Origin of the sequence: Falsochrobactrum shanghaiense (assembly GCF_003149535.1) — a bacterium.
In the GTDB taxonomy this organism is placed as follows: Bacteria; Pseudomonadota; Alphaproteobacteria; order Rhizobiales; family Rhizobiaceae; genus Brucella; species Brucella shanghaiense.
The window spans coordinates 647,670-672,645 of sequence record NZ_QGDB01000002.1; the positions used below are offsets into that span (position 1 = coordinate 647,670).

Below are 24,976 nucleotides of genomic sequence, written 5' to 3' on the forward strand. Positions count from 1 at the left end.
ATCAGCCGGGCCTCTTGTCCGAACCCACTGACCGTTCCATCTTGCCAACGACGATGAACGTGACGATGACAATGGTGGTCGCAATGATCGCGATATGCCAAAGACCAAGGCCGCTCGCCAGCCCCACCGAGGCGGCAAGCCACATGCCGGCGCCGGTCGTAATACCCATGATCTTGCCTTTGGCAAAGATGATAAAACCGGCGGCCAGAAAAGCCACGCCATTGGTAATGGCTTCGATAAGGCGGGAGGGATCCATCCTGATGTTCGGATCATCGAATGCCGGGATATTGACCAGTTCGAGCGATACAAGGGTGAAGGTCGCGGATGCGAGGCAGACCACCATATGCGTTTTAAGCCCGGCAGGCCGCTGACGCCATTCGCGCTCCAGTCCGATAACCGCTCCCAGAATCGTGGCAAGCAGCATTCGCGCCAACACGACAGGCAGGCTTATGACATTATCATGAGTGAATTCGGCCCAGAACTGATCCATGCCGATTAACAAATATCATGGCACATGGTTCCGTCTTTTTCTCACCCCTTTAAATTACTGACCATCGCCAGAGGCGGGTGGGACAGGCTGGGTTGTAGCAGGCGGCAATGTCTCCTCGCTGTTGGACGGATTGTCCGGTGCGATTATCTCTCCATAAACCTCCAGCAGAAACCACACGGCAAATGCCGCGACTATGCTCACCAGCAATATGATGAGAACGGGCCTGCCCTCACGGCCCTGCCTTGCCTCCCTCGGACTGATCTGTTTCATAGATCAAGGCCTCCTGTCTCGATGAACCGCATAACGTCAGGAATAATCGTTCAGCAACGAGATAGTTCCATGCAAGGCGGGATGGGTAAATATGATGGATAAAGCATGTCGCCCGAAAGTGGGAACCGGTTTCGGGATAACGACATGCGTTAAAACAAAAACTGAAAGCGTAAGGAGCGAATCTGAAAGATCGCGACACGCTTTAGCGGCGCATCTGAAAGATGCTTAACCCGATGGCTGCTTTGGGAAAATGGTACGGTCGGTTGGTATCAAACTAACCTCTTAGTCATTGTTTTTATTATATTATTTTAATTGCGCATCCGTAATTGTATCACAGTTTGTTACACAATTAGTTGCACAGGTTGTTGCACGTTAAAGTACGTCAAATTTAGCGTCTTGACGACGGAGTACAATGAGAACAAAATAGGAACATATAAATTAGCAGGAGGAAGCCATGAACGCTCTTGTGCAAAATTACGAAGATGAAATTCAGCAGGTTCTCGCCTACCACGGTGGCGATGTGCACGCGGCCATTGAAGCGCTTTTGAAAGACCGCGACTTTCTGGCGCGTGAAGTTGAACTCGCTCGCCTTGCCGTAACACATGGCCAACGCGCCGACCTTTTTAAGAGGGCTGCGTGATGAAAACGTTCCAAGTCGCTCTTCCTGAAGCTTACGCTTTGAAATGTGCCCGGCGCGAAGTGCATCGCGATGCTGACCGTCTTGGCGCCCGTTTGCCTCATCGCATGGCGCGAAAGTCGGGCGTGGATTTCTGCGTATTCAGCTTCCCAACAGAAAGGCTCATGGGCGCCTTTATGCGACGGCACGGCGGGAAGCCATTCGGCGGCTCTGCATCTGCCGACAAGTGGGAAAAAATCGTCGTGCGATAATGAATGAGCCTGCGCCTGAAAACAGGGCAGGCACCGGTAATAAAATTTCAGACAGGTTTGGAAATGAAGATGTCTGCTTATGAGGAGCACGACAAATGAACGCGCTTGCGCAAAAAGAAGGATACCAGGACGAAATTGATCTGGTACTCGCCTTCCATGACGGTGACGTGCGAGCTGCAATAGAGACCTTGCTGAAAGACCGCGATTTTCTGGTGAAGGAAATCGAATATGCTAGCCTCACAATGTCGATGGGCTTTGCCCGCGGATGGAAGCCGACGGTGTTCGTAAAATGAGCGGCAGGTCACGCGGTGAGCCGCCTAAGACGCTCATCAACAAAGAATATCCGTTTCAAGTCGTGCTTTACCTCACAGATTGGCACCGAACAAACCTCGTTCAGATGTTGAACGACCGGGAGAGATTAGGCGGGTATCGGCTATGGAGAAGTGTGTATCACGATAAGAAAGATTTCAGCTCGGCCATGTTCCAGACCGAGGAAGGCCAGCAAGAATTCATCCGGCTTTATGGCGGCAAGGCACATAACCCGCACGACAAGTCTTCCAAGCCGTGGGAGACGTATTTTGAGAAATGAGAATAAGACCGACCTTCCTGAAGGAAATGCCTGCTTCAGCACGGATAATGGATCTGTTCGGCTGGTACGAGCTTTACGGCTATTGCTGCCGATGCGGCCATATCGGGTCCGTAGACAGAACCATCATTCTGCGAAAGTTCGGTACTCACACCTATTTCGTGGATCTGCACCCTCGAATGCGGTGCAAGGCCTGCACGGCCAAGGGCGATGCTCAATTCGGGATAACAAAGGCACCGAGATAAAATGAGCGGATATAAGAGCGAGAACACCGTCGCAACCAAAGGCGGCAAGCTTTTTGAGCACTACTGTGATTCGAAGGGCTGCAAAGCGTGGGGTTCGTTTGGCTACAAGACGGCCTTTGGACAGCTCTGGTTTTGCCGTGAGCATAAACAGGAAGGCGAAGACGCGCTGGCTGGCAGAAAGAAATAGGCGCCCGTTCACAGGCGCCCGTTGGAATTACCTTCCAGTCTTGCATCCTTTGCCGGTACGGCAGTGACTTTCTGGCTTCGAGCTAGCCATAGCCGACGCTGTAGATGCCCCAGCCAAGAGTAAAGCCATCGCGATAATTGCAAATTTCATAGCACCCTCCAATATTCCCTTCCCCTGCGGAAGGTTGGAGTACATTCAACCAATTCAGGCTTGTAGATTAAATACGCCATCCGCCGTATTTCGCGCTGGCTGGACGAAAACAATAAGCGCACTACATTTCCAGCAACCGGAGGCGCGCATGTGCGGACGATTTACCCAGACCTATACGTGGGCTGAAATCCACGCGATGTACAATCTGACGGCAGTTACGCCTCGGAATATCCAGCCTCGCTACAATATCGCGCCGACCACGCAGGTTGGCGTAATCACGCAGAAAGACGGCGCACTCTACTATTCAGAAATGCGTTGGCGGCTCGTGCCCAACTGGTGGTCGAAGGATTTGAAGAGTGTCCCGGCTACTTTCAACGCACGGTCTGAAGAGATCGCCAGTAAGCCAATGTTTCGCTCCGCCTTCAAAAGCACCCGCTGCCTCATCCCCGCAACGGGCTTCTTCGAATGGTCAGGCCCGAAAGAGGCGCGCCAACCCTGGTTCATCTCTGCTAAGGACGGGAAGCCCCTGACCTTCGCAGGCCTGCATGAGACATGGCGCGACCGAACCACCGGCGAAGAGGTGAAAAGCTGCACGATAATCACCTGTGCCGCTAACGACTTCATGGCAAAAATTCACACCCGAATGCCCGTCATCTTGGACGAGAAGGACTGGCACCTCTGGTTGTCAGAGCCACGTGAAGATTTGCTCAGACCCGCAAATGACGACGTACTGCAAGCGTGGCGCGTGTCGCCCCAGGTTAACAACAGTCGCTACACTGGCGATGACACCATGGAACCTATCAAACCCATGGAATAGCCTTTTCTGCGCCAAGGGCATACTTTTCAGAAACCTTCTGGGCCGTTCCGCATTAACCTATATCACTTGAATCAATGCCCCACGGCTTTTGCTTTGGTTGAGGACTGAAGGGAGGCTAATCATGCCGTTTTTTAGCGAGGGAAGCCGCATTTATACAATCGAGGAAGTGAACTTTATGCGACGGATTTATTCCGATGCTGTTGTCCTGCTCGATGAAAGCGAAAGAGAGTATGTGGGGATAGATCTCTCTGGCACAATTATCATGCTTTATGAGAGCGGGCTTCGAGACCTCGGCTACATGTCAGAATTGGCCGCCAAATTGACACACCAGAAATATCAATTCCGGCATCCAGAAGATCATTTTCCCGCCGCAAACTCCAATATGGAATCAGCCGATTATGATTAACATCATGGACACTTTGCGGAATTCGTTGAAGAACGAGACACGAAAGTCGAAGTAAGCAGTTCGGACAGTGCCCACCGACCCGACTAAGTATTTTTAGAATAAATAAAATTCATACTGAATGAAACTTTTTAAGAGCTGCCGAGTTCTCATCTCCAGAGCACAATCCATCGATCACTAAAATCCCGACCTTCGGGCATTTTTTTATCTATGCAAAGGAGACAATCAACATGAACTCTATCATCTATTTAGTAGGACTAGTTGTCATCGTGTTGTTCATTCTCTCTTTTCTGGGGTTACGTTGATGGTAGATCCAACTGTCGTAGAAAAGACGTCTGATCGCGGCTATGTAGACTGGGCGGCAATCTTTGCTGGCGCTACAGTGGCATCAGGTGTGATGGCCGTCCTGACCACATTCGCCGGCGGCCTTGGCTTAAGCTCATTTTCCGTCGATGAAGGCGGGGATATAAGTACGGTATGGCTCGTTATTACGGCGCTCTTTATCGTCATATCGACGGTCGCCTCTTATATGCTCGGCGGATATATCACCGGAAGAATGCGCCGCCCCGCTGGAACCACAACTCGTGACGAACTAACCGTTCGGGACGGCCTGAACGGCTTGGTTGTATGGGGTTTGGGAACGATCGTTTCCACGCTACTACTCGTCAGCGCTATTTCAGGTGGTGCAAAAGCGGTTGGAAGCGCGGCTGAGACAGCAGTACAAACCGCTGGTACAGTTGTTGGCAGCGCCGCTCAGGGCGCCGGTCAGTTAGCGGGCGGCATCGTTTCAGGTGCAGGGCAAGCTGTCTCGGGGCTTGCGCAAGGCGCAGGGCAAGCGGCCGCTCCATCCGTAGAGCAGATGTTGCCGCAAGGACTGAAAACCAACCCATTAGACTATCTTACAGATAGCCTGCTGCGCACAGACGCCCAAGGAAGCTCTGTGGCCGGTCAGGAAGCACAGAACTTGGCGGATTTCCAACGTCAGATAAGCGGCATTCTGGGAAACCTTCTTAGTACTGGCGAAATTTCTGACGCTGACCGCGCTTGGCTCACAAACCAAGTCGCCACGCGGACGGGACTTAGTCAAAATGACGCCCAGACGCGAGTGAACCAGACCGTTGAGCGCGTTCAGGCCCTGCGCTCCGAAGCTCAGGCGAAAGTGGAAGAAGCGAAGAAGGCACTCGCCGACGCTCAAGCACAGGCCGAGAAAGCTGCTGAAGAAGTAAAGGCTCAAGCGGCTGAAACTGCTGAAAAGGCCAGAATAACTGGCATTCTCACTGCATTCCTGCTTGCAGCATCTGCTCTCGTTGCCGCTGTGGCAGCCTACATCGGAGCCATACACGGAGGCCGTCATCGTGACGAAGGCAGAATTTGGGGTGGCTTATCTTACCACAGATAACCAATCCGCTTAGGCGAAAAGGGCTCTGGAGGAATCCGGGGCCCTTTTGATTTTTTTCCTAGACGGACAACCTCTTTGGCCGCCGGCCATCGAGCCGCCGAAGAAGGCGGCCTACATCCCTGAAAGGCAGAAAGTTTGAAGCCTGACTTCATGTCAGGCTTTACTTTTTTGACCAGATGGGTAAATTTTTGTCGCCCTTGGGAGAGAGGGCTCAGTAGCCTTACCCCGCGCGGTTTTCGCTGCGGGGTTCTTTTTGATACGAATTAAACTTCCGCTAATGAATCAATTGTAGGGCCGTTGGTCCAAAGTACGGTTTGCCCTTAAGTGACCTTAATTGTCCGCTTGCTATTCGCGTGCAGTCCGTCCACCATAGGTTGTCAGCTTTTGATTGAATACGGGCTCAGCTGACGCGGGCTGAACTGCCCTTGCCCGCAATTTGAAAGGAGGACGCTATGTCTTCCAACATCCATAATATTGATTTTCACTCAAACCATCGCATACTGAAGCAGATGATTATGAAAGCCGGTTATCTAACAGCCAGGATGAAGCCACTGCCGGGTCCTCATTACAATGACTCGGTATTGATTTTAAATAGCTTTATGGCTGAGGTCATGGGCGACATTCAAGCGAATGCAGGCCCCCACACTGATGGCTCATTCTCTTACGGCACAGCTTAACAATCATCATTTGAGGGAGCCCGCACCGGGCCTCTCAAGTAACTCGTTATTTCTATATGAAGACAACAGAAATAGTAATAGATTTAAGTTTTTCTCTCTATGAAAGAGATCGTGAGATATTAATAATTTGACAAAATTTATTTAAGCTGATAGAAGCTAGAAATCGAGATTTTCTTGCTGAGATTTGCTCCCTGCGCGATTAGCACTGCGCGCCGAACGAAAACTCCCTTTAAAAAATCGTTTCATCTCTGCGTTTAATTCAAACGCGGATATCAATATTGCTATGAAAGGGGTTCATATGAGCACCGGCACAGTTAAATGGTTTAACGCAGCAAAAGGCTTTGGTTTCATTCAGCCTGAAAACGGCGGTTTGGATGCGTTTGTTCACATCTCCGCTGTTGAGCGAGCAGGTATGCATACGCTCAGTGAAGGTCAGAAGCTGACATATGATCTTGAACAGGATCGCAAGTCTGGAAAAATGTCCGTTTGTAATTTGCAGGCGGCTTGAATGAAGTTTCTTCTTTCTAGTGACCACGGATGTACTGGCACAATCGGAAGAAGTTGACTTTTGGGGTCGGGCAATAGCCCGACCTTTTTTATTGCCCGGCAAGGGAGCCAACACGAAAGAGAGATTAGAATGAATAACCATGAAGTGAATATCGGAATTACCATTCCGAACAGTAACTTTAGCGTGGTGAAAAATGCTGTTGCTACGCAGCGCGATATTGAAGACGCGCACAAACAGATGTCATCCCCCTCAGAAGATTGGACAAAACTTTCCAATATACTTAGGCGGTCGTGCGGAGGCTCATCGCGAAAACGTTCTTTTCGTAGATAAGAACCCAAGGGAGCCGCGTTACTGGCTACGTTTTTCTTCTCGTTTCCAATGCCTTCAGCCTCTCAGCGAAATAAATAATCTTATTCAGATCGTACATTCGGCTGGCCGCGTCTTTCTCACCGAACCTATAGCAAGCCTTGAAGATGTTGCCGAGCGCGAAGGACATGCCTTTGTGCTCGATCAGGTCGTTTAGCTCGGTCGCATGGGGAGGCAGCTCGTAATAGCTCGTGCTGCCGCCGTCGGAGGTGACTGATTTAAACTTGAGGTCGGCATAAATGGGCGCTGTTCTGTCGACGACGAAACTCATACCTCTTCCCTCACCTTCCGCTTCGGCTCTTCAAACTTCTCAGTTACTGGCCCGCCGGCAAGCAGACCGCGCAGCGACGACAGCTTATCGCGAACAAGCGGCCTAAACCGACGTGCGGCGAACGGCGGGTTCTTGTACCCGAATTGCGGGCACTCACCGCGATCGATACCCACAAGGCGCACACCGATGTAATTGCCATGAATGTAATGGTCGAACGGGCCGATCCACGAAACGGTGTAAATCGCGCCTTCCTCTACCTCGACCGTCTGTTCGAAGCCTGCGGCGCCATCGATGCAGACGACTTGCTGGCCTACGTGGAAAGTCATGCGTTTTCTCCTGCAAGGATGGCGACATAGATCATTGCGCCGGCAGATCGTTGATTGCTGTTGTACTCGTCGCTTCGGAAATACTGGATGGCCACATCTGCGCAGCGTTGGCGCTCTGCGAGGATGGCCTTCATAACAATCTCGGAAGTAGTCCAGCCAAGGTGCGTATCACATATCTCGATGGCGGTATTTTCTATATCTGCGGGTATCGTCAAGCCGCTACCCTCCATCCTTCTAGCCGCCGATACTCGACCGGCACTCCATAGCTACGCGCTCGCGCCGTTCCTTCCGCCATGCCGCGGCTCATCCCGAAATCTTCATAAACAACGCATTTCTCAGCCACCCGATACCACGCGAGGCCAGCCTCGATGCCGAGTTCACGTTCATCGGGCCGCATATCATCCAGCACTTGCGTATGCAGTAGATGGCTCGCAATCGGCGCCTCGCCCCGACGCAAGCAGTCCAGAAGACAAGCGCGGGCATATTCGGTGTTGCGAGCGACGTTACCGCCGTACGGGGATTCTAGGATAACGAGTGGCTTGCGGCTGTCGTGATAAGGTTTTGGTAGGCAACTTATAACTGTCCCACCTGCCCTCATCTGTCGTCCTTCAATTGCCGCTCTCGCGACCCGGTCTTCTGCTTCTTCAAGCATATTCTCTCCTCGTGTTTTGTGGTGTGGTGGTTGGTTAGGGGGTGGGAGTTAGGCGGTGGCCTGCATCGACTTGTTATCATTGGCGGCCAGCCAAGCCTGTGCACGCTTCACCCTGCCGCCGGCAAGGCTGTATATATACGATGAGGGGATGCCCATATCACGAGCGACCCGCGACGGGCGCTCTCCGTTTTGCAGCCGTCGCATCACGGTATCTATCAATATATCGGAATATTTTGCACAATGATGGGCCTCACCTGTCGGTACGTGAAGTGTATATGAAGTCCCGTGCGCGATTGCGTCCGCAACATTTTCCTTCCGGGTGCCCCAATACATATGGGATGGATTTACGCACCCTAGATGCCCATTGCCACAAGAGTGGCAGCATTCGTGCTTTGGGGTTGGCTTATCGCCCTTGGCTGCTATTAAAACAGCAACGTCCGCATTAATTGATTTTCCAGCGACCCTAACCCTGCCTCGACCTTCGGCGTTTTTTCCAAATGGCCATGCAATGCACTCGTCAACATCTTGAAGCAGAGCAGTATCGCGCACAAATTTATTCGCCGCACCATAATCGATACCGCCGCCGAGCGGGTCGCCATGACGCAACAGCCTAGCATAATGCTTCCTGCAATAACCTTGCCCGCCTGTTCGGCCTACAGGGTTTTCACAACCGTCAACCGCGCAAACGCTGATTTTCCTCACGCCGCCTCCTCTGCGTTTCGTTATCATTCGTGGCCATAGGCCCATCATCAATCATCGCCACCCGCACCCGAGAAATCTCGCCGTAGCGCGCATGGTATGTGATCGTCTGCAAGGACCGCCCGGACAGGAAGCCCGCGCCGTAATGCCACGCGTCTTGCGGAATCGGTGCTTGGTGCGATTCGCAGATTACGCCGCCGCCTTCCGTCGCGAACTTCGACTGGTGATGGATATGAAAGCCATGGCAATAGCGGAACTTCGTCGCGCCCCACATCTCGGCCCGCCGGTGCGCCATAATTTGTGGCATGTTCTGAAGTTTGACGGTGTGTCCGTGCGTGGCTGCTAGCATCACATCGCCGTGCTGATGATAGAAGAACAGCGACGGATCGACGTCAACTGTGACGCGCGACTCATTGCGATACCAGGCAAGCAGGAAATAAGCCACGGCAACGGCGGTGTGCTCGTCATGATTGCCCGGCAGAACGCGCACAATCACATGCTGGTTGCGCCGTAGCGCCGCGTCGATGGTGCGGACTTTCAGGCGGCATGCAACCTCGATGCCTTTTGGGTAGCGCCCATCGACGTCCAGCACATTGCCCGACCGTGCCGTGCGGTTCTCGCTGTTGTCGGAATGAGTCAAGTCACCGCCACCAAGTACAATAGCGACGCCCGCCGAAGGGCTGCGCGCTATAGCGTCATCAATGCCTCTCCCGATAACCCGCTCTGCGGTTTCTAGATCCCAATTCGTGCCAGTCTCACGCCCCCACGTCAGCAAATTGATGTGCCAATCATTGCAGGGTATCAACGTCAGAAGGTCCATATCGGAAACGGCTGGCGCAGGCTGCAGCACGGCGAAGGGTTCATAATCGGCAAAGGCGGCCTTTAGTGTTTCTGCAATGTCGGCGGCAGTAGGCTCAACAGCCGTCTTCTGCCATTGCTGGATGACCCGACCTTCCGCGTCAATCAGCGCCGACACACCGCGCACGGCGTGGCCTTCCGGCACCTGCCACTTGTCGCCAGCCTCTTTCGTCTGCCGCACATACGTGCCGTTCGGCGTTTCGGTCAGGCTTTTGATAGAGTATCCGGGCAGGGTCTTTGACGGACCCAACAGCCCAATTTCTGCCGCGCGCTTTACGCTTTCGCCCATGGCGGACTTGCCGATACCAAGCGCAGCGGCAGCCTTAACCAGCGTACCGTGCTCGCGATAAGCCTCGGCGCGGCGCATGAGTTCTTCGTGTGGAAGCATTTAGTGTCCTCTTGCCGCAAGCATGGCGTCGGCGAGTGCGTAGCATTTACTGGCTAGATCGGGGCCATGGTCCGTAACCGGCCAACCGGCCAGCGCCTGCCCTGCGAAATAGTCGCGGAGGGACATGCCGTGAACAGGCGCGCTCGGTTGCGCGCAGTCATGAATGTGATTAACGTCTGGGAACATGACGGCGTTGCGCGTGCTCATGCCTCACCCCGCGCTTTTGCTAGGGCTTTATCAGCCATGCTCAGCCAGCAATCGAAACCTGCTTGCTCTTCGAGTCCGGCAAGGCGGCAATCAACTGATAGGCGATACAACGCCTCATACAGATCAGGCGCGGCAGCAAAAAGTTGAGCGTAGTCGGGCCGGCACCGGCACCACTCGCTCGTCCCCATAACTTCATTGCCCTTGCAGTCGGCAATCACCGCAGCATCAACAGCGTCAACGCCAGCCTGCGTTACATGCCACGGTGTGTTCTGGAATGCAGGCGCACCCGCGCCCTGTCTGTCATTGGACATACAGTCTCCTCGTGTTTGGTTGGTGGCCGACTCGCGGCGCGGATTGGTGGTCCGTACAAAGGATGGAAAGAGACTCAGAGCCGACTGTCAAGTGCTGGTTGTTAATCAACTGAAATTATCGATTGATTTAATCATGCCCTTTTATGATACTCGGCTATCAAATGGGCGGGCATGCTTATGTTTCATGGAATGAACCAAATTGGCAAAGTAAAAACGTCGCAAAGTGTACTCACGCCGTTCTTTTGGATTTTTAGTGCGTCTCTCACTAGTGCATGCTTTTTATTTTGGTCGGGCAATCAACTGCCTGCATATATTTTGCTCGGTATTGGTGCCCTTATTATCCTGATGTTCGGCTACGTTTATCTGCATTTTATGAAGAGAGACCCGTCCCGATTGCACTCTGAAACTCATATACAGCAAATGTATATGATAGGCACGATTGGAGATCCATTAAGCCAGTCCATGTCAGTTATTAATACTGATGTGAGTTCTAACCCGCAGTTGGAGAATCAGCATGACACTTGATTTGAAAAACGGGGTGAAAACATATTCTATTTACGGGGATTATTCCCATGTCAATATAGCTGCCTTCAGCCAGTATATTATGGATAGTGTTGATTTCCTCACATACTGGAACAACCTTCCATTGCTCTTTATTGTGAAAACAAAACTTTCAGTTAGCGAGGTTGCAATCAAATGCGCTCCGTTTTTTTCGAATGCACATTATCTGGTGGCTGAAATTAACCCATTAGGTGTGAACGGCAGATTGCCGACACATGCTTGGAACTGGTTTGCATCGCCAGCGCCGGCGCAAAAAACTCCCGCGCCCGCGTATGATCTTGCCGCATTATTATCTATCGACCCACCAAAAAAGTAGCTGACGCCTAACTCCTCAATCGACCCGTCTTTTGCTCAAACGCCCGATCCAAGCGCTCGTGCAGGCCATCAATGCGGCTCCCTACGCCTTCAATCGCCCGCAGCAACTGGGCCGTCTGCTCCTGCATACCTTGCTTTGTGGCAAAGGTTTCAGCCGCATGAACCTTGTGCGCAGCCAAGTCGTGCTGCGCTTTCTCGCCCTTCTTGCCAGCGGCGTCGATCAGGCCCCACATGCGCCAGAACGCGGTTGCGATAGCACCGAAGATCGCCAGCGCGATTCCTACTTCAATTGTCATACTTTATCCTAACGCGCCGCCCTTCGCGGTCGCTTCGCGCTGCGCTAACGTGCCAATAAGTCGCAAACAGCCCGCCCCGGTACGACGTAGCCTATCCCGACGATCGAGCGCCCCATGCCTGCTGGCGCAAGCATCACGCCGACTGTTATGCCGACAACTTCGCCTTGATCATTAAATACAGGCCCGCCCGATTGCCCCGGCACGGTGGCAATGTCGGTGACAATCACGCTATGCCATGGGCCTGCCGTGCGCTCTGCACCGGCCACCCTGCCCCAGACCGTTATGAAATCCATATTGGAAGGATTGCCCTTGGCGTGAATGTGCGTACCTACATCGGGCACGACGCAAGCCAGTTTCGCGGCAGCTATACCGCTGGCGCTAGCCTTGACCAAAGCAATATCATAGGCGCGGTTCGTCCAAAGCACGTCGCCTAGCACCTCACGCCCATCCGTGAAGACTAATGGCGCGGTTTCGTTTTTATCGACCACATGGGCCGCCGTGAGGAAATAGCCATCGCCGATATGCACCGCCGAACCGTGGCTGTTGTCATAAACAATCTTTGCAACGGATTCGGCTCGCGACGCTGTCGTGGCGGGCGACAAGACAGTAAACGCAGCCAGCATAGCGACAGCGAATGCCGCGGCAATCCAGAAAGCACGCATGACGCCCTCCTACCCTATGATGTTATTCGCAAGCACGCCTGCCCACAGGCAGGCTAACCACAGGCAGGTCAGCCACAGCTTGGCGGCAATCATGGCCGCACCCCGCACAGCTTTTCCAGTTTCGTGTTCTCTGCCAGGATCTGGCGCTTGGTGCCGTCTGTCAGGCTGTCCTCGACACTTGGACGGACGGGCCGCGCTACGTCGCAGTAGTTACCGGCTGTCACGCATCCACCGAGACAGAGCAGCGTCAACATCAGCGCCGCCAAGCTTGCTGGTTTCATCTTCGATCTTCCTTGCTTTGTTGGCAGCCTTCAGCCGGTCGGCGGTGGCGCTTGCGGCGTTGTCCGCCCTGCCTTTGAGGTAGGCGCCGAAGAGGATGGCCAATGCCGCAGCGATAGCCACGGCCCAGCCTGTGATCTTGGAGCGGAGGGTTAAGAGCCAGGTCATCGGACCATCTCCGTGAACCGTTTGGCTACGGCGTACGCCTCGCCGTACGTGTGCCAGAATGCACGCCCACCCTCGCCGACAGTTGCTCCGTCAACGGTCGGATAGTATGGCCCGTCGGGCGTTGTGTCGCCAAAGGGCAACTTTTTCACCTTTATGCGGTTCATGTCGGCACTCCTGTCAAAATCAGCATGCGCTGCTGCCCTGTGAGCGGCAGCAGGTAGCCGTCCCTTGTGGCGGTTGCGTCGCAGACTGTGAGTTTGGCATTGCCCCACTGCTGCGAGCCGTTATCGATCCGCACCGTGGCTGTTCCCGCGTCGCTGTCATATTCAATGGCAATCCTTGTGAGGCTCACGCCGCCACCCTCTTCAGTTCAAGCCTGCCGCTTTTCCAGAGCCAGAACCCTGCGCCTGCTGCGACTAGCAGGAGCGCGACCGTCGCAAACGCCCAAGGGTTGGAAACCGCACCGATAAGGCCCGTCACAAGCGTGCCGCCCGTGCCTGCGACGATGGTCTGCACCGTCTTGTCCTGCAACAGCGGCACATCGTCAGGTTTGGCATCCTCAGCGGCGGCAGGCTTCATTTCGCGAGCAGCCACAAGGCTGTCGAGGAAGTTGCGGTAGTAACCGGCGATGAGGCTGGCCTTGTCGCTGCCGTTGACGATAGCGCGGGCGCCCACTGGGTCAGAGTTACCGGCGCCGAAATAGTCAGCCAGCCGCTTGCCCGTGAACTTGCCGTTGATCATCCCGTCAAACAGGATGCGCACTGCGGTGCTGTCCTCAAGCGCCTTTTCGGGCGCGTCGCCGAGACCGTATTTCTTGTAGTTGTCTCGCCCGGTGATCTGCACCAACCCGCGACCACGGAACCGCCAGCCATCATTGGCGCCGATGTTGCCCATCCTTCCGCCATACACCTTGTTCGCCAAGGCCTGCGGATTGCGAACGTAAGGCTGGGCGGCAGCAACGGTGCTAAACCGCGACGGCCACGTCTTTTTAATCTGCGCCGCCGTGGTGTAGTTCATGTTTTCACGCAGTGGCTGCATCTTGCCGCCAGTCTCATGAAATGCCGTGGCCAGCACGTAAGCAGTGTATTCGTCGGGCAGGCGTCGTTTGGCGGCTTCGGCCAGAATGGCCTCCGTGCCTTCGACCTGCGCTTGGCTTAAACGCCCACCAAAAGGCGCGCGCCTCGCATACGCGAAGAACGTTGTTTTGTTCATTGGGATGTCCTGAATTTTTAGGAAAGGCTATTGAAACCGCCGACGCGATCATTAAATTTAAGCCGTCATTCCAACTTTTCGTTCGATCAAATGGAGGTTTCGATGAGCGACCGTTTGTTTGACAGTCCTGTTTTCGTTAAGGACGGCGAATTTCTGATCAGGGAAATTGCAGGCCCGATGGACGCAATTGATTTTCTTTATGAATGGCCAAAGGATGATCGCGACATCATATATGAAGTGGCATGGAGCGCCTGTTGTGACGCTCACAGCGGGCAGAAACCGCTAATCGTGGCGCAAAAAGCCTTTGAAGGCTTCGCTCGCAAACGCAACATTCTCGAAAAACCCGAAGCCGCCATGCCGTGGATGACATCACTGGACAATGGCGGTGGCCGCATCCCGGTGTGACGGAATGCCAATGAATTGGTATACTCTGATTTAATCCCCCAACCCTCGTCGCATTGGCCTGTGTCATACCTGTGGTTTTCTGTGGCGCCAGACTGCGGCAATAGCTTTTTAACCCCGGCCCGTCCGGGGTTTTCTATGACCAAACCACCCCATCCAGCGTGACGGATAAACCGCTCCTGCTGGCACGGTTTTACCCATGGTTTGTATCCTCGTTTAATATATCGTTATGGGCGGCAGGGTTCTTATAGCCAGACAACCAGCCTATGGTCATGATGCGCACCGGCCCCCAAGCCCCCCCGCTTATCGGTGCGCAACCCCGGCGGGACCTCCCAGCCGGGGTTATTTTTTGATAAGAAAAACCGCCTCAAAGGGCGGTGCGATCAGTCAGATTGTGGCAAGGATTATTCTACCGGCCATTCAAATTCCGGCAATTCCGCCAGAAACGCTTCCACGCTCGGCTGCTCGCGCTCGCCGCTCTGCACCTTATCCAGTTCGGCCAGCGCATAGGCCCAAACGGCATCACGCCATGCGACGAAGGCCACTGCCTCTGCCGCCCATTGCGGAATCGTTGAATTGATATAACTGGCAAGCGTTGCGCCGCTGTCGTATTGCTTTTCCTGTGCCTTGGCGTCGATTAGAGACTGGATGGCAGCACGGTATGAGTTGACTGCAACAGCAATTGCATCCGCATGCTTTGCCTCCGGTGTGATCATAAGCGATTTATTGAGCGGCATCGTCAATCTCCACTGTGCGACCTTCTGGCAAGGCGATAACACCGTCACCTGTGACTGTGATCGGATCGGGAAACGTGACCGCTGTTGGCGCATCTGGATTGCTGTAAGGCAACATAACAGTGATGTGGATCACGCCATCAAGACGCTTTATGCCACCGACTACAAATTCATTGTCGATTGCTTCGCGTGGGTATTCCCCACCTTCTGGAAGATCAGAGAAATCAAGCGGATCTCCATTGATCGTGAGAGTGTCTCCGCTTTTTGAGATGACCAAGTCGGCGTCACATCTGATTGGTGAAAAAGAGATAATCATTAGAACCACCTTCCAATTGCAGTCATAGAAAATGCAGCGGACGTTCCGGTGTCGGTTATTGCTGGAGCAACCAAGGCAAATCCATTGTTACCTGGGTAACGTGCCTCCGCTATCCCCGCATAGCCGGGGTCTGGAGGGTTGGATGTTAGCTGTATCGAAGGTGGCGCAGAAAATGCATGCGCGAATAAAAATGGCGGCCCAGATGTTTTCCATCCGCTACCAGCGTAACTGACCATTCTGGTACATATCAACGTTCCATTAGTCCATTTTACATACTGACCGTTAGCGTTAGACCCACTCTCAACAATCGCGCCGGTCGGTATGCCGCCAGATTGCGACACTGTACCAACAATAGGGCGGCTCGCAACCGCACCAGTTCCAGTCATCACGGGGATATTGCCGTTTGTTCCAGTCAATCCTAATAGGGCCGCGCCAAGAGCCGTAATATCCCCCTGAGACACATCGCCATTTGCGTCCGTGCGTAAGAATTTATTGACAGCCAGCGCGATTGTCTTCAACGCACCGTTGGCATCAGTCTGCAATATCTGCCTTGCAGCCAGTGCCAGCCCCGCCAGATCGGTCAGATTGTCAACATCTGTCAGCCCCGCCAACTCGCCAAGATTGCCATTCGGGTCTTGGATGCCGAGGTCACCCTCGTCAATCAAGTCCATGGTTCCGGGACCTGTAAAGATAGGCAGCTTGCCATTCTCCCCCACAAGACCAGCCAAAGCATCAACATTGCCTCCCGACAATAGGTACGCAGCAGCTTTATAAGCGGCTTGAAACCTGCTGCCGTCTGGCTGGAAGCGAATACGTAGGGGCATATTGGTGCCAGCAGCCCCGGCAGGACATGGCAGCATCAATGTGCCGCTGTCTTGGCCGGTTATACTGGAAATGACCAACACCGCCCCGGAAGGCGTAATTATGGCATCGCCGGGTTCTATTGCTGCGGTTTCCAGCAACGCCCCGGTTGTCGTAAAGTTGGCACTGCTCGCGGTCAGCGTAATAGTGCCAATGTTCCAATCAGGTCTGATCGCCATTATTTGCGCCCCTGTTTGCTTGTGGGTAGTTGATCGCCCAAAGGCTTGCCCTCCAACGCAGCAGCTTGCATGGCTTCTATTTGCTTCCGCAAAGCCATGTTTTCGTTGGCTAGGATAAGATTTCGGTTTTTGTAAAACTCCGCCAAAATATACGTCTCATTCAGAGCCGCCAGCGGTTCTACCTGCACCTGATGCTTAGTATCTTCAGCCATAGATTTACCTCCCCGCGCTCTTCACGCGGATTGCATTGGATTGAGATTGTAAGAGCAATCAGCGGTTCCAGACGAGCGCGCGTAGCAGCCAAGAGCCGCCATTGTAATTAAATGACAATCCCGTCGTACGTATCACCTGAACTGCGTATGTATTATTGCCTTGGACGGCAGTTGGGTCGATAAACAATCCGTTATTCGTCACTGTGAAGCTCAGGTTGCCTGTCCCACTCACACCGTTCTCGGTGACCTGAAAAACATGACCAGTTGTCAGATTGATCATCCTTAATTGAGCTATGAAAGTTGTCCCTCCGCCGCCGCCTGCCGCACCTGTGAAGCCACAGCTTGATCTAACCTCGATGAATGCTGTCCCAGCCTGCGGATTGCTCGTGACAAGCGATCCGACTGTGGTCCATACATTAGGTGTGGCACCAGATGGAAAGGCACCGCTGTTAGGATAAACCTGCGTCACGTTATGGAAATCGATATTGCTAGTCTTGACCTGCAAATCTCCGATCTTGGCGCTGGTTATTGCAGCGTTTTCTATTTGCGCTGTGGTGATCTGGACATCAACAATTCTGGCCCAATTGACATAAAGCTGGTTTGCATAAATAGCCCCATTCTGCACCAGAAACGGCAGGTAGAACTCGTCCCTGTCGTTCGGGTTCATCACCACAAACTGGTTTGCAACAATCGCAGCCCGACTTTGCCCGGATGATGTCGCGCTTAATAGGATCGCCGCAGTCTGCGTTGCGCCCGTTGCGGTTGCCGACACACCAATGCCAATTGTCGAAAGCGCACCCGTCTGCGTTGCTACCTGCTCCGAACGGAAATAACCCCCAGCGGTTACACCATCCACCGTCGCCGTCAATGAAGTGATGCGCGATGCTGTGGCTTGCAGTCCCGTGTCGGGGTCATTTACCTCAACCAGCACAACGTCGATTGCTTCTGCGGTTGCCCGAAGCCCCGTTACGGGATCGTCAACAGTTGCCTCAAGGCTTTCCACCCTGCCGACAAGTGCCGATCCGGGGCCTACCCATGCAACGATTTCTCGCATGTAGTCTGCCGTCAGACCTTCACTGCTGGCTGTTACTGTCTCATAGAGCCGATTGACCTCAAAGGTAATAGCACTATCTAGTTCCGTACCAACCTTGCCGAGACGGTCCATCTCTTCTTGCGCGGCACGCTGCGCATTGAACAGCCAACCCATACCTTGCTTAATGTCGGCGGTAAGTTCGTCAACATCGATTGGGTAGATGTCTTTCAGGCCCAGCCGTATGTTGAATGTCGTTACGGGTAGCCAGCCGGACCATAATGTCGGACGTGAGCTGCCGGGGATATACTTCCCCCGAACCACATAATCCGTTAGCGCAACAATTCCCTGAGAAATTAGGGTCGAGCCGACTTCCGGCCTGTCTGTTCTCCCACGATAGATGACCTCCAGCGTTGCTGCCAGTGCGACCTCAAACTGCACACCGACAACATCCACCTGATCGCCGTCCCACACCAGCCGGATAGCGGGCCTGCGCGCATCCCCATCGTTGTCGTAAACCGCATCTGGTTCAGCGTACCAATCCACAATCGGCTGCGGCGTAGGATATATTGTTCCTATTGGTGCAAACACCGGCGGCGTGTAGTCAGTCGATTGGTTCCAATCGTAATCGGACGGGTCGACTTCGGTTAGGTCTACTACCACGTCGAGATTTGCCCGATCTCCGACGCCATCAACACGCATGAGCTTGTTGACATAGCCGTTACGCGCGGAAGTCCACGAGATGACATCCCCAGGCTCCAGCGTCCAGTATGCGGGCGGCAAAACAAACGTATGACGCCGCGCGCGACGAGCCTCATTCAAAGCCGCTTTCATCAAGCGTTGCACCTGCCCCGGCCTATAGACATAATCCATCGGTATCGCGGTCAGCAGGCGGCGATTTCCGTCTTCAGCCTCAAATGTGCTATTGTAAAGCGGCGGTGCTGCCTTGGTATTCCAGCCTTCTTTCGGTTCTGGATAGGTCGCGGTGATACCGTTGACCGTCTCTGACAGACCGAAAAATGGTGTGAAAGACTGCTCTTCGGTCGAGATGATTACTTCATCATTGATTGACCCGACTGGCGGGTCAGGTTCGCCCACACGAATTTTGTATGTGCCCGCGCTTTCGACAAGCCGGGCATTGCCGCCGGTTAGGAGCGTATCGACCACATCGCCAATCGTATCATCAACGGTGATTTCGCCGCCAGTGACAAATTGCGGCTCCAATCCGTCCGGCCCTTGCACCTGCTGGCGACACTTATTGATCTGTGCAATCCAGTCAGCGGTTGGCAGGCGAGGCGTGGTAATAGATTGAATGCCATAGAGCCACGTTGATTGAACATTGATACCAAGCAGCAGATTGTAGACCTGTACGGCTAGTAGGTCGTCGCCATCGCCGCCCCATGTCGCCGGGTCAGACAGGCGATGCGTACCGATGCCGCCTGCCGTGCTGTCTTTCGATACGTCATAAAGCTTACGACCCTGCACCTCGAACCTGAAGGACGGGAAGCCGGTGAAAAGCTCGGCCTGATACTGCGAAGTAACGATTGCATAAGCCACGCCTTTGCCGATACGGCGATTGCTATATGGCCTTTGCGCACTGGAAACCGTACCGACAAGGAATGGATCAGGGGCAGTCTGTGTGCCGTCATACCACCTGATCCACATATTGTTGCCAGAGCTGCCATAGCGATATTCGGGGATGGCATAGCCCATCGGCTCTTCGTCGTTCATGTCGACGGTTACGGGTTCGCCATTCACCCAAAGGCCGGTAATGTCCCTGATGGGGTGGTCCGCAAGCGCAATCACCTGCGTGAAATAAGCGTTCGGCGTTTTGCCGGATTTGCCCCATGCATTGGCGTAAACGAGCGATCCTGCCGTACATGTGCGTCCGAGCACAATGGACCGCGCGACGTCGCCACCGGCTTGCAGCCTGCCATTGATGCCGCCCGATTCTTGCGTCTTGTTGCCTGCCAGAGCGCGCGCTGCAAGCGACAGGCCGATGCCAACGGCGGCTTTGAGGATAGCGCCACCGATAGCGCCCGACAAAAAGGTAGACGACAGCAAGCCGCCGATTGCAGCGGTTATACCAAATACAGCCATTTATACCTCGGAGATAGGCGAGCTAAAGCCGCTTTAGAAAATGCCGCTCTTGGGCGGTGTAGCCGTGGCGCTCGTAAAGGCGCATCGTGACAGGATCGGCACCAAGGCCGACCATATTGACGGCATGACAGCCCTTGGACCTCGCCCACGCCTCGTATTCGGCAAGCATTTTGACCGCGCCACGACCGCGATAGGCAGGCTCAACCCACCAGACGAGTTCCTGCGCACAGCGTTCGATTGAAAAGAAGTGCGGCTGGATGATTGCTGCGAAAACACCGCGCAGCTTGCCTTCAAGCTCAAGCACCAAGGCGAGAGCGTCATCATCGCCCATCACGCGGTCTATGGTTGCCATCGCCATGGCCGGGCTGAAGCCCAGCCCAACCCCACTTTCGGCATGGAAACGCTTGACCATGGATAGGATCGCCATGCGGTCGCTTTGCGCTGCCCGCCGTATCACTGATTGGCCGCCTTGATTGACGTCGCTATGCGCTTGAGCATCGCGCCGCTTGTGCTGACCTTGCCATTTATGCGGCCCCAGAAGTGCTCCCAATCGCCAACCGTCGATGCATCGATAAAAAAATCATCATTCGGATCACGCAGCTTCTGATCTTCATGCGATCTTGTCGCCGGGTTATAGCGCGTGAATTCATGGCTATGGCTGGCGCATGTCAGCGTGATCGCGCCCTCGTCGCCTTCCTTTGGAGTGTTAATCTCCACCTGATCCACATAGCCGATAAAGCGGTTGATGGCAGGAGCAACGATCTGGCGCGATGTGGGCGAAAACAGGCCGCGATAGACTTCAACCGGGGCCTGCTTGAGATCGTAACCGCGCACGATATTCTGCACCGCGTCATCGATCTGGTTCATTGTGACAGTGATGGTCTGCACGGTCAGGTTGGCCACAAGCGGAATGTCGCTGATCTGGATAAGCGTGCCCGAGCCTTCAAAGTTGCGCGTTTCAGCCAAGCCGGTATTCGGATTCAGGACCGGCGCGGAAACGTCACCTACATCTGACCAGAAGCCATATGGGAACGGCGCTCTTGTTGCCCGGTCACGCGCGACGATCCAGAGAAAGTCACGCGCCACCAGTTCGCGCGCCTGCAATGCCGCGTAGTTCGCGGCTGAAAGGTTTCTCATCGGCTTTCAAATCCCTGAAACGTCACCACACCGCGCCCCGTCGCCAGTTCCGCCGTGGTGCTAATGCTGCCCGGCACGATGGTCATGAGGCAGGATGGCTTAACGAGTGTCACGGCATTGCCGGTTGTGATTGTCGGCCACAGATGCGGCCTGATCTCGATTTCGGCCCCGGCCACATTCACGACTTGGTGCAGATTGTTCGGCGCGATCTGAAGATAATCGCCTACGTTGACGACATAACCAGCCGGCAGTCCGGTCATCGTCATCGTGTTGCGATTTGCGCCGATGGTGCCGACCTTGACGGTGGCAACATTCCCCATGCCCGTGCCGTTTGGATATGCAACCGGATAGCAGCGGCTTGTCGGCCTGCCGAAAAACTGTTTCAACCCGCCTTCCAGACCTTTCAATCGTGCGCGCCATGCATCCAGTTCGTTCGGCTTCATGCTACGCGACTGATACGTGGCCTGCCACAGCGGCGAGCCAAAGTCCTTGACAAATGTCTGCCCGATAGCCGTTCGGCTGGTTTCCTGCCGGTAAACAAGGTCAAAGTCAGTTGACCAACCCGGAAAATCGGAAAGGATGTCGTATGGGTACGTGATTGCCATTGATGCGCCCATAAAAAAGGGCGCTCGAAGCGCCCATCAATGTTTCGTTTTAGTCGGGAAGATCAGACCTTGGCGGTTGCAATCGCTCCGAAGAGTTTGCCGAGCCGTTCTGCCCCTGCCTGCTCAATTTCTTTGATGGTCTTACTTTCCCACTCTCCTTGGAGAAGGATCACTGTCATCTCACCGCCTTCGACATACTGAGCATCGTCCACATAACGATCCTCAGCGCCGTAATCGATATTGAAGATGACGTACATTACATCGTCGTGCACTTCGGTACGTGAAAGCTTGATGTCAATTCCGGGTTTCATAATCACCTCAATTGAAGCGGCCAAATTTTACTCGTGTACTATTAGCGTTGCGGACAGCTTCCACAACCCTATAGCTAAACTCAGCCTGTTGGCGCGCAACAACCTGTTCAAGCCGTGCCACCGCTGCGCTATCCGCACCGCGAGCGTCAATGACAGGTGCAAAGGTGATGGATTGCGTGTTGCTGTTGGTCGGCGCTTGGAGGCGGGGCATAGTCGGCACACTAGGCAGGCTCGCGCCCACATATCCGCCAGCGGCATAGCCTTTGAGGCCGCGCCGCATAGCGTCTAGCGCAGCCGGGCCACCCGCCTTCTTGACCGCATCTTGGTCAAAGACATATTCGCCTTTATGCACAACGCCCGCAGGTTCGTACTTGCCGCCGTGGCCGGTATAGCCGCCCTTGTCAAAACCAAAAATGCTGCCAATAGAGCCGAATATCCCGCCCCCGCCGCCGCTCTTGAACATGCCTGAAAACAGGTCATCAAACGCCATATCCAGCAGCTTATCCGCTATTTTCTGCAACGCGCCCGCAAACGCTTCCGCTGCCGATTTACCCGCAACGAGATCATCCACGATCCCGCGAAGGGCATCCTTTTGCGTGTCCTGCCATTCTTCGGCGCGCTGCCTGATTTTATCCTGTGCCTCGGCAAGTTGATTGGCTTCCACAGTAGCAAGAGCAAACTGCTCTGCCGCCTGATTGATTTCTTTTTTAAGTGCTGGCGTAATTTCTAAACCAGCCTTCTGGGCCGCATTAAGCAGTTCTTGCTCAGCCCGTGCCTTTTCAAGGGCAAAGCCATAATCGTCAATCGTCGGGTCAAGCTGCCGCAACGCTTCCGTTTCGGCAAGTATCGCTGCCGTCCGATCGGCAATCGATTTGGTCAGGCGCTCATAGTCGTTGTCGCGTTCGGCTTTGGGCTTCCTGCCTTCTGCTGATCGTGCGGCATCACCGGCAAGCTGCGCTTGCGCAATTTCCTTAATCTGCGCATCAGTAAGTTTGCGTCCATCCTTTTCAGCCTGCGCTCGAACTTGGGCAATCTTACTCTCAAGATCATATTGCGCCTTGCCTAGGCTAGCTCGCTGCTTGGCATTATTGACATATTCATCATTGAGTTGCCGCTCTTCGATCAGTTCCTGCCGGGCGCGAGTGCGACCGCCTCGGCTGAATGAGGATGATCCAAGACCATCGCCAGAAGTCGCCGCAACTTCTGCTCTGACTTCGCGGAAGCCTTGAGCGACAAGAGCCAGTCGATCAAGAAGGGGAGCAAGCTGATCTGCTAAGGCTTGGAAATTTGGGTTCGCGTTCGCGAGTGCATAGAGTTCATTTTTGGCCTCTTCTGCCCCATTTGCATTTTTGGCTAATTCATCGCGCAGACGATTCAAGTCATCCATCTGATCTTGAGACGCCATAGGTTGGCGGGACATATTGCCCGCCTCATCCGTCACGATTTTGAGCGCCGGAGCTACTTCGATAGCGGCATCCAGCAGCTTCAATGCCGCGGCGTGCGCATCCTCAAACTCTTGTTCAGCCGCACTGCTCTCATGTCCAAGCGCATTTTTGAGCGCTTCGTTATAGCGCTGCCCCGCCGCTTCGACTTTCTCTGCTGATTTTTCCGCGCGACCTTCAATATCCTCAAGGCGCTCTGCGAACCGCCGCGCACCCTCGCTAGCCTCCGCCGTCGCGCTGCTGTAAAGCATCAGCGACGAAACAACCGCCCCGCCGATAAGCAGCCCCACAGGGCCAGCAGCAGCGCCGAGGCCGGTAAATGCAGTGGCGAGGCCCGCCATAGTCCTTGCCGCTGTTAAGGCGCGCGTGAAGTTAATCAGTGCCGGTCCAGCAAGTCCCAGCGTCGAGATCATCTTGAGTAACGAGCGCCCGATAAGCGCACCGGCGATAACGCCAGCCAATTGCAACGCTACGTCTGCGGTCTTATCGAAGTTGTCGGCCATGATGACCAACGCTTCGGAAATTTTAGCGCTTACTCCCGTAGCCTGATCAGCGTTACCGACATATTCGAGCATCGCGTTATTTAGAAGCGTGAAGCCGTCGCCAATCGTGGCGGGCATGTCTGCCGCCTCTTTACGCAGCACCTCCATCTGGCTAGACAGGGATCGGACAATATCACGGCCCGTGATCTTACCCTGCTGGCCGAGTGCGCGGAGTTGATTGACGCCTACGCCCAGCCCCTCGGCCAATGCTTCAGCGAGCCTTCCGCCCTGCTCAATGACTGTATTGAGGTTGTCGCCTGAAAGCTTGCCACCAGCCATCGCCTTCGACAGCGCGTTCATGACGGCTTCCGCGCGCTGGCCTTTTGCACCGGAGATTACAAGTGCGTTATTGACGGACTCGGTATAATCCAGCGTCTGATTTGTGCTGTAGCCAAGCTCCTTCATGGCCGTGGCGTTTAGCAAATAGCCCTCTGCCGTCTGCTCCAACGACGAGTAGGTGCGGCGGGCAACCTCGCCCAGCCTACCCATTACTTCCGCGCCTTTATCCAACCCGCCTGCCGCAAGAGCAACGCGACTATTCAGGTCGGTCCACGTATCTGTCATCTGGCGTATCTGATCGGCGCCAAGCACCGCACCAATGCCAGCCATAGGGGCAATAAGGCTGCGCGCCATATTTCGGCCGATACCGTCGAGGCGCTTATTAGCTGCGCGCCATGTTCCCTCGACTTGCCGCGCGGCTTTTGCACTTACGCCGTTCATCTGCTGCAAATCGCGCATAAACGGCTTCATCTCCATGCGCAGCGTTGCGCGGAGTTCTTCAACGGTGACGGCCATGGAAAATCCTGATAAGAAAAAAGCCCGCGTGGGCGAGCTTGGAGATGGGGATGACGATACAACGATATAGATTGACGCGAACGGGATGGATCGGCGCGATTTTGTTTGTAGCGCCTACG

General features: G+C 54.3%; 36 protein-coding genes. 11 read left to right on the forward strand and 25 right to left on the reverse strand.

The window, feature by feature from the left end:
* Position 1: 1 nt before the first annotated feature.
* Together DKP76_RS06895 and DKP76_RS06900 are read right to left on the reverse strand one after the other, a co-directional pair.
* On the reverse strand, positions 2-490 hold the full coding sequence (locus tag DKP76_RS06895) for an MgtC/SapB family protein (protein WP_109705683.1): 489 nt from the start codon (positions 488-490) through the stop codon (positions 2-4).
* Between the two features lie 54 nt (positions 491-544).
* On the reverse strand, positions 545-760 hold the full coding sequence (locus DKP76_RS06900) for a hypothetical protein (protein WP_109705684.1): 216 nt from the start codon (positions 758-760) through the stop codon (positions 545-547).
* 454 nt (positions 761-1,214) lie between these two features.
* On the opposite strand from DKP76_RS06900, the gene DKP76_RS06905 reads away from it, so the two are divergent.
* The 9 genes from DKP76_RS06905 (at position 1,215) to DKP76_RS06955 (ending at position 6,620) form a co-directional block, all read left to right on the forward strand.
* A complete protein-coding gene (locus DKP76_RS06905) occupies positions 1,215-1,400 on the forward strand; it encodes a CUE domain-containing protein (protein WP_109367115.1) in 186 nt (61 codons plus the stop codon).
* Between the two features lie 343 nt (positions 1,401-1,743).
* Positions 1,744-1,941, forward strand: a complete 198-nt coding sequence (locus DKP76_RS06915) for a hypothetical protein (protein WP_109705686.1) — start codon at positions 1,744-1,746, stop codon at positions 1,939-1,941.
* Positions 1,914-2,237 (forward strand): hypothetical protein, encoded by a 324-nt coding sequence (locus DKP76_RS06920; protein WP_109705687.1) that lies wholly within the window; start codon positions 1,914-1,916, stop codon positions 2,235-2,237. Before DKP76_RS06915 ends, DKP76_RS06920 begins: the two co-directional genes overlap by 28 nt.
* A 243-nt stretch (positions 2,238-2,480) precedes the next feature.
* The gene (locus DKP76_RS06930; RefSeq protein WP_109705688.1) at positions 2,481-2,666 is read left to right on the forward strand and encodes a hypothetical protein; all 186 of its coding nucleotides are present in this window, start codon (positions 2,481-2,483) and stop codon (positions 2,664-2,666) included.
* Positions 2,667-2,964: 298 nt separating this feature from the next.
* The gene (locus DKP76_RS06935) at positions 2,965-3,633 is read left to right on the forward strand and encodes an SOS response-associated peptidase (RefSeq protein WP_109705689.1); all 669 of its coding nucleotides are present in this window, start codon (positions 2,965-2,967) and stop codon (positions 3,631-3,633) included.
* A gap of 121 nt (positions 3,634-3,754) precedes the next feature.
* Positions 3,755-4,039 (forward strand): hypothetical protein, encoded by a 285-nt coding sequence (locus tag DKP76_RS06940; protein WP_109705690.1) that lies wholly within the window; start codon positions 3,755-3,757, stop codon positions 4,037-4,039.
* 301 nt (positions 4,040-4,340) lie between these two features.
* On the forward strand, positions 4,341-5,435 hold the full coding sequence (locus DKP76_RS06945) for a hypothetical protein (protein ID WP_109705691.1): 1,095 nt from the start codon (positions 4,341-4,343) through the stop codon (positions 5,433-5,435).
* Positions 5,436-5,887: 452 nt separating this feature from the next.
* Positions 5,888-6,112 carry a hypothetical protein gene (locus tag DKP76_RS06950; RefSeq protein ID WP_109705692.1) on the forward strand — a complete coding sequence of 75 codons (225 nt, stop codon included), beginning with the start codon at positions 5,888-5,890 and terminating at the stop codon, positions 6,110-6,112.
* A 298-nt stretch (positions 6,113-6,410) separates the two neighbouring features.
* Positions 6,411-6,620, forward strand: a complete 210-nt coding sequence (locus tag DKP76_RS06955; RefSeq protein ID WP_167836075.1) for a cold-shock protein — start codon at positions 6,411-6,413, stop codon at positions 6,618-6,620.
* 355 nt (positions 6,621-6,975) lie between these two features.
* Here DKP76_RS06955 and DKP76_RS06965 read toward each other — a convergent pair whose 3' ends face one another.
* Genes DKP76_RS06965 through DKP76_RS07005 form a run of 8 tightly spaced genes read right to left on the reverse strand, consistent with a single transcriptional unit; the run spans position 6,976 to position 10,698 of the window.
* Complete coding sequence (locus tag DKP76_RS06965) at positions 6,976-7,257, reverse strand: hypothetical protein (RefSeq protein WP_235942811.1); 282 nt, start codon at positions 7,255-7,257, stop codon at positions 6,976-6,978.
* The gene (locus DKP76_RS06970; protein WP_109705694.1) at positions 7,254-7,583 is read right to left on the reverse strand and encodes a hypothetical protein; all 330 of its coding nucleotides are present in this window, start codon (positions 7,581-7,583) and stop codon (positions 7,254-7,256) included. The genes DKP76_RS06965 and DKP76_RS06970 overlap by 4 nt, the downstream gene beginning before the upstream one ends.
* Positions 7,580-7,798, reverse strand: a complete 219-nt coding sequence (locus tag DKP76_RS06975; protein ID WP_146198908.1) for a hypothetical protein — start codon at positions 7,796-7,798, stop codon at positions 7,580-7,582. Before DKP76_RS06975 ends, DKP76_RS06970 begins: the two co-directional genes overlap by 4 nt.
* A complete protein-coding gene (locus tag DKP76_RS06980) occupies positions 7,795-8,235 on the reverse strand; it encodes a DUF7768 domain-containing protein (RefSeq protein ID WP_109705696.1) in 441 nt (146 codons plus the stop codon). The genes DKP76_RS06975 and DKP76_RS06980 overlap by 4 nt, the downstream gene beginning before the upstream one ends.
* Positions 8,236-8,283: 48 nt before the next feature.
* On the reverse strand, positions 8,284-8,937 hold the full coding sequence (locus DKP76_RS18990; protein WP_146198909.1) for a hypothetical protein: 654 nt from the start codon (positions 8,935-8,937) through the stop codon (positions 8,284-8,286).
* Positions 8,909-10,159: a hypothetical protein gene (locus DKP76_RS06995; protein ID WP_245410164.1), complete on the reverse strand. Its 1,251-nt coding sequence runs from the start codon at positions 10,157-10,159 to the stop codon at positions 8,909-8,911. Before DKP76_RS06995 ends, DKP76_RS18990 begins: the two co-directional genes overlap by 29 nt.
* A gap of 21 nt (positions 10,160-10,180) precedes the next feature.
* Entirely contained in the window at positions 10,181-10,387 is a 207-nt protein-coding gene (locus tag DKP76_RS07000) for a hypothetical protein (RefSeq protein WP_199224765.1), read from the reverse strand.
* A complete protein-coding gene (locus DKP76_RS07005) occupies positions 10,384-10,698 on the reverse strand; it encodes a hypothetical protein (protein ID WP_109705699.1) in 315 nt (104 codons plus the stop codon). The genes DKP76_RS07000 and DKP76_RS07005 overlap by 4 nt, the downstream gene beginning before the upstream one ends.
* Before the next feature lie 514 nt (positions 10,699-11,212).
* Here DKP76_RS07005 and DKP76_RS07015 point away from each other — a divergent pair.
* The gene (locus DKP76_RS07015; RefSeq protein ID WP_109705701.1) at positions 11,213-11,575 is read left to right on the forward strand and encodes a hypothetical protein; all 363 of its coding nucleotides are present in this window, start codon (positions 11,213-11,215) and stop codon (positions 11,573-11,575) included.
* Positions 11,576-11,582: 7 nt separating this feature from the next.
* Here DKP76_RS07015 and DKP76_RS07020 read toward each other — a convergent pair whose 3' ends face one another.
* The 5 genes from DKP76_RS07020 to DKP76_RS07040 form a co-directional block, all read right to left on the reverse strand.
* Positions 11,583-11,870: a hypothetical protein gene (locus DKP76_RS07020; RefSeq protein ID WP_109705702.1), complete on the reverse strand. Its 288-nt coding sequence runs from the start codon at positions 11,868-11,870 to the stop codon at positions 11,583-11,585.
* Positions 11,871-11,914: 44 nt separating this feature from the next.
* Positions 11,915-12,532 carry a S1C family serine protease gene (locus tag DKP76_RS07025; RefSeq protein ID WP_109705703.1) on the reverse strand — a complete coding sequence of 206 codons (618 nt, stop codon included), beginning with the start codon at positions 12,530-12,532 and terminating at the stop codon, positions 11,915-11,917.
* Positions 12,533-12,742: 210 nt separating this feature from the next.
* A complete protein-coding gene (locus DKP76_RS07030; protein ID WP_109705704.1) occupies positions 12,743-12,979 on the reverse strand; it encodes a hypothetical protein in 237 nt (78 codons plus the stop codon).
* A gap of 160 nt (positions 12,980-13,139) precedes the next feature.
* On the reverse strand, positions 13,140-13,331 hold the full coding sequence (locus tag DKP76_RS07035; RefSeq protein ID WP_109705705.1) for a hypothetical protein: 192 nt from the start codon (positions 13,329-13,331) through the stop codon (positions 13,140-13,142).
* Positions 13,328-14,191, reverse strand: a complete 864-nt coding sequence (locus DKP76_RS07040; RefSeq protein WP_109705706.1) for a chitinase — start codon at positions 14,189-14,191, stop codon at positions 13,328-13,330. Before DKP76_RS07040 ends, DKP76_RS07035 begins: the two co-directional genes overlap by 4 nt.
* A 102-nt stretch (positions 14,192-14,293) precedes the next feature.
* On the opposite strand from DKP76_RS07040, the gene DKP76_RS07045 reads away from it, so the two are divergent.
* Positions 14,294-14,596, forward strand: coding sequence for a DUF982 domain-containing protein (locus tag DKP76_RS07045; protein WP_109705707.1), 303 nt, complete (start codon positions 14,294-14,296; stop codon positions 14,594-14,596).
* A 401-nt stretch (positions 14,597-14,997) separates the two neighbouring features.
* Here the strand turns inward: DKP76_RS07045 and DKP76_RS07050 are convergent, their stop codons facing one another.
* The 10 genes from DKP76_RS07050 to DKP76_RS07095 all read right to left on the reverse strand — a co-directional run bounded on the left by DKP76_RS07050 (position 14,998) and on the right by DKP76_RS07095 (position 24,857).
* Positions 14,998-15,330 carry a hypothetical protein gene (locus DKP76_RS07050; RefSeq protein WP_109705708.1) on the reverse strand — a complete coding sequence of 111 codons (333 nt, stop codon included), beginning with the start codon at positions 15,328-15,330 and terminating at the stop codon, positions 14,998-15,000.
* On the reverse strand, positions 15,317-15,643 hold the full coding sequence (locus tag DKP76_RS07055; RefSeq protein WP_109705709.1) for a hypothetical protein: 327 nt from the start codon (positions 15,641-15,643) through the stop codon (positions 15,317-15,319). The genes DKP76_RS07050 and DKP76_RS07055 overlap by 14 nt, the downstream gene beginning before the upstream one ends.
* Positions 15,643-16,683 (reverse strand): hypothetical protein, encoded by a 1,041-nt coding sequence (locus DKP76_RS07060; RefSeq protein ID WP_109705710.1) that lies wholly within the window; start codon positions 16,681-16,683, stop codon positions 15,643-15,645. Before DKP76_RS07060 ends, DKP76_RS07055 begins: the two co-directional genes overlap by 1 nt.
* Positions 16,683-16,895: a hypothetical protein gene (locus DKP76_RS07065; RefSeq protein WP_109705711.1), complete on the reverse strand. Its 213-nt coding sequence runs from the start codon at positions 16,893-16,895 to the stop codon at positions 16,683-16,685. Before DKP76_RS07065 ends, DKP76_RS07060 begins: the two co-directional genes overlap by 1 nt.
* 58 nt (positions 16,896-16,953) lie before the next feature.
* Positions 16,954-20,025, reverse strand: coding sequence for a phage tail protein (locus tag DKP76_RS07070; RefSeq protein ID WP_109705712.1), 3,072 nt, complete (start codon positions 20,023-20,025; stop codon positions 16,954-16,956).
* A gap of 22 nt (positions 20,026-20,047) precedes the next feature.
* A complete protein-coding gene (locus DKP76_RS07075; RefSeq protein WP_245410165.1) occupies positions 20,048-20,482 on the reverse strand; it encodes a GNAT family N-acetyltransferase in 435 nt (144 codons plus the stop codon).
* A complete protein-coding gene (locus DKP76_RS07080; RefSeq protein ID WP_109705714.1) occupies positions 20,479-21,162 on the reverse strand; it encodes a hypothetical protein in 684 nt (227 codons plus the stop codon). The genes DKP76_RS07075 and DKP76_RS07080 overlap by 4 nt, the downstream gene beginning before the upstream one ends.
* A complete protein-coding gene (locus DKP76_RS07085) occupies positions 21,159-21,767 on the reverse strand; it encodes a hypothetical protein (protein WP_109705890.1) in 609 nt (202 codons plus the stop codon). Before DKP76_RS07085 ends, DKP76_RS07080 begins: the two co-directional genes overlap by 4 nt.
* Positions 21,768-21,829: 62 nt before the next feature.
* Positions 21,830-22,102: a hypothetical protein gene (locus DKP76_RS07090; RefSeq protein WP_146198910.1), complete on the reverse strand. Its 273-nt coding sequence runs from the start codon at positions 22,100-22,102 to the stop codon at positions 21,830-21,832.
* Complete coding sequence (locus DKP76_RS07095; protein ID WP_109705716.1) at positions 22,086-24,857, reverse strand: tape measure protein; 2,772 nt, start codon at positions 24,855-24,857, stop codon at positions 22,086-22,088. Before DKP76_RS07095 ends, DKP76_RS07090 begins: the two co-directional genes overlap by 17 nt.
* Positions 24,858-24,976: the final 119 nt, after the last annotated feature.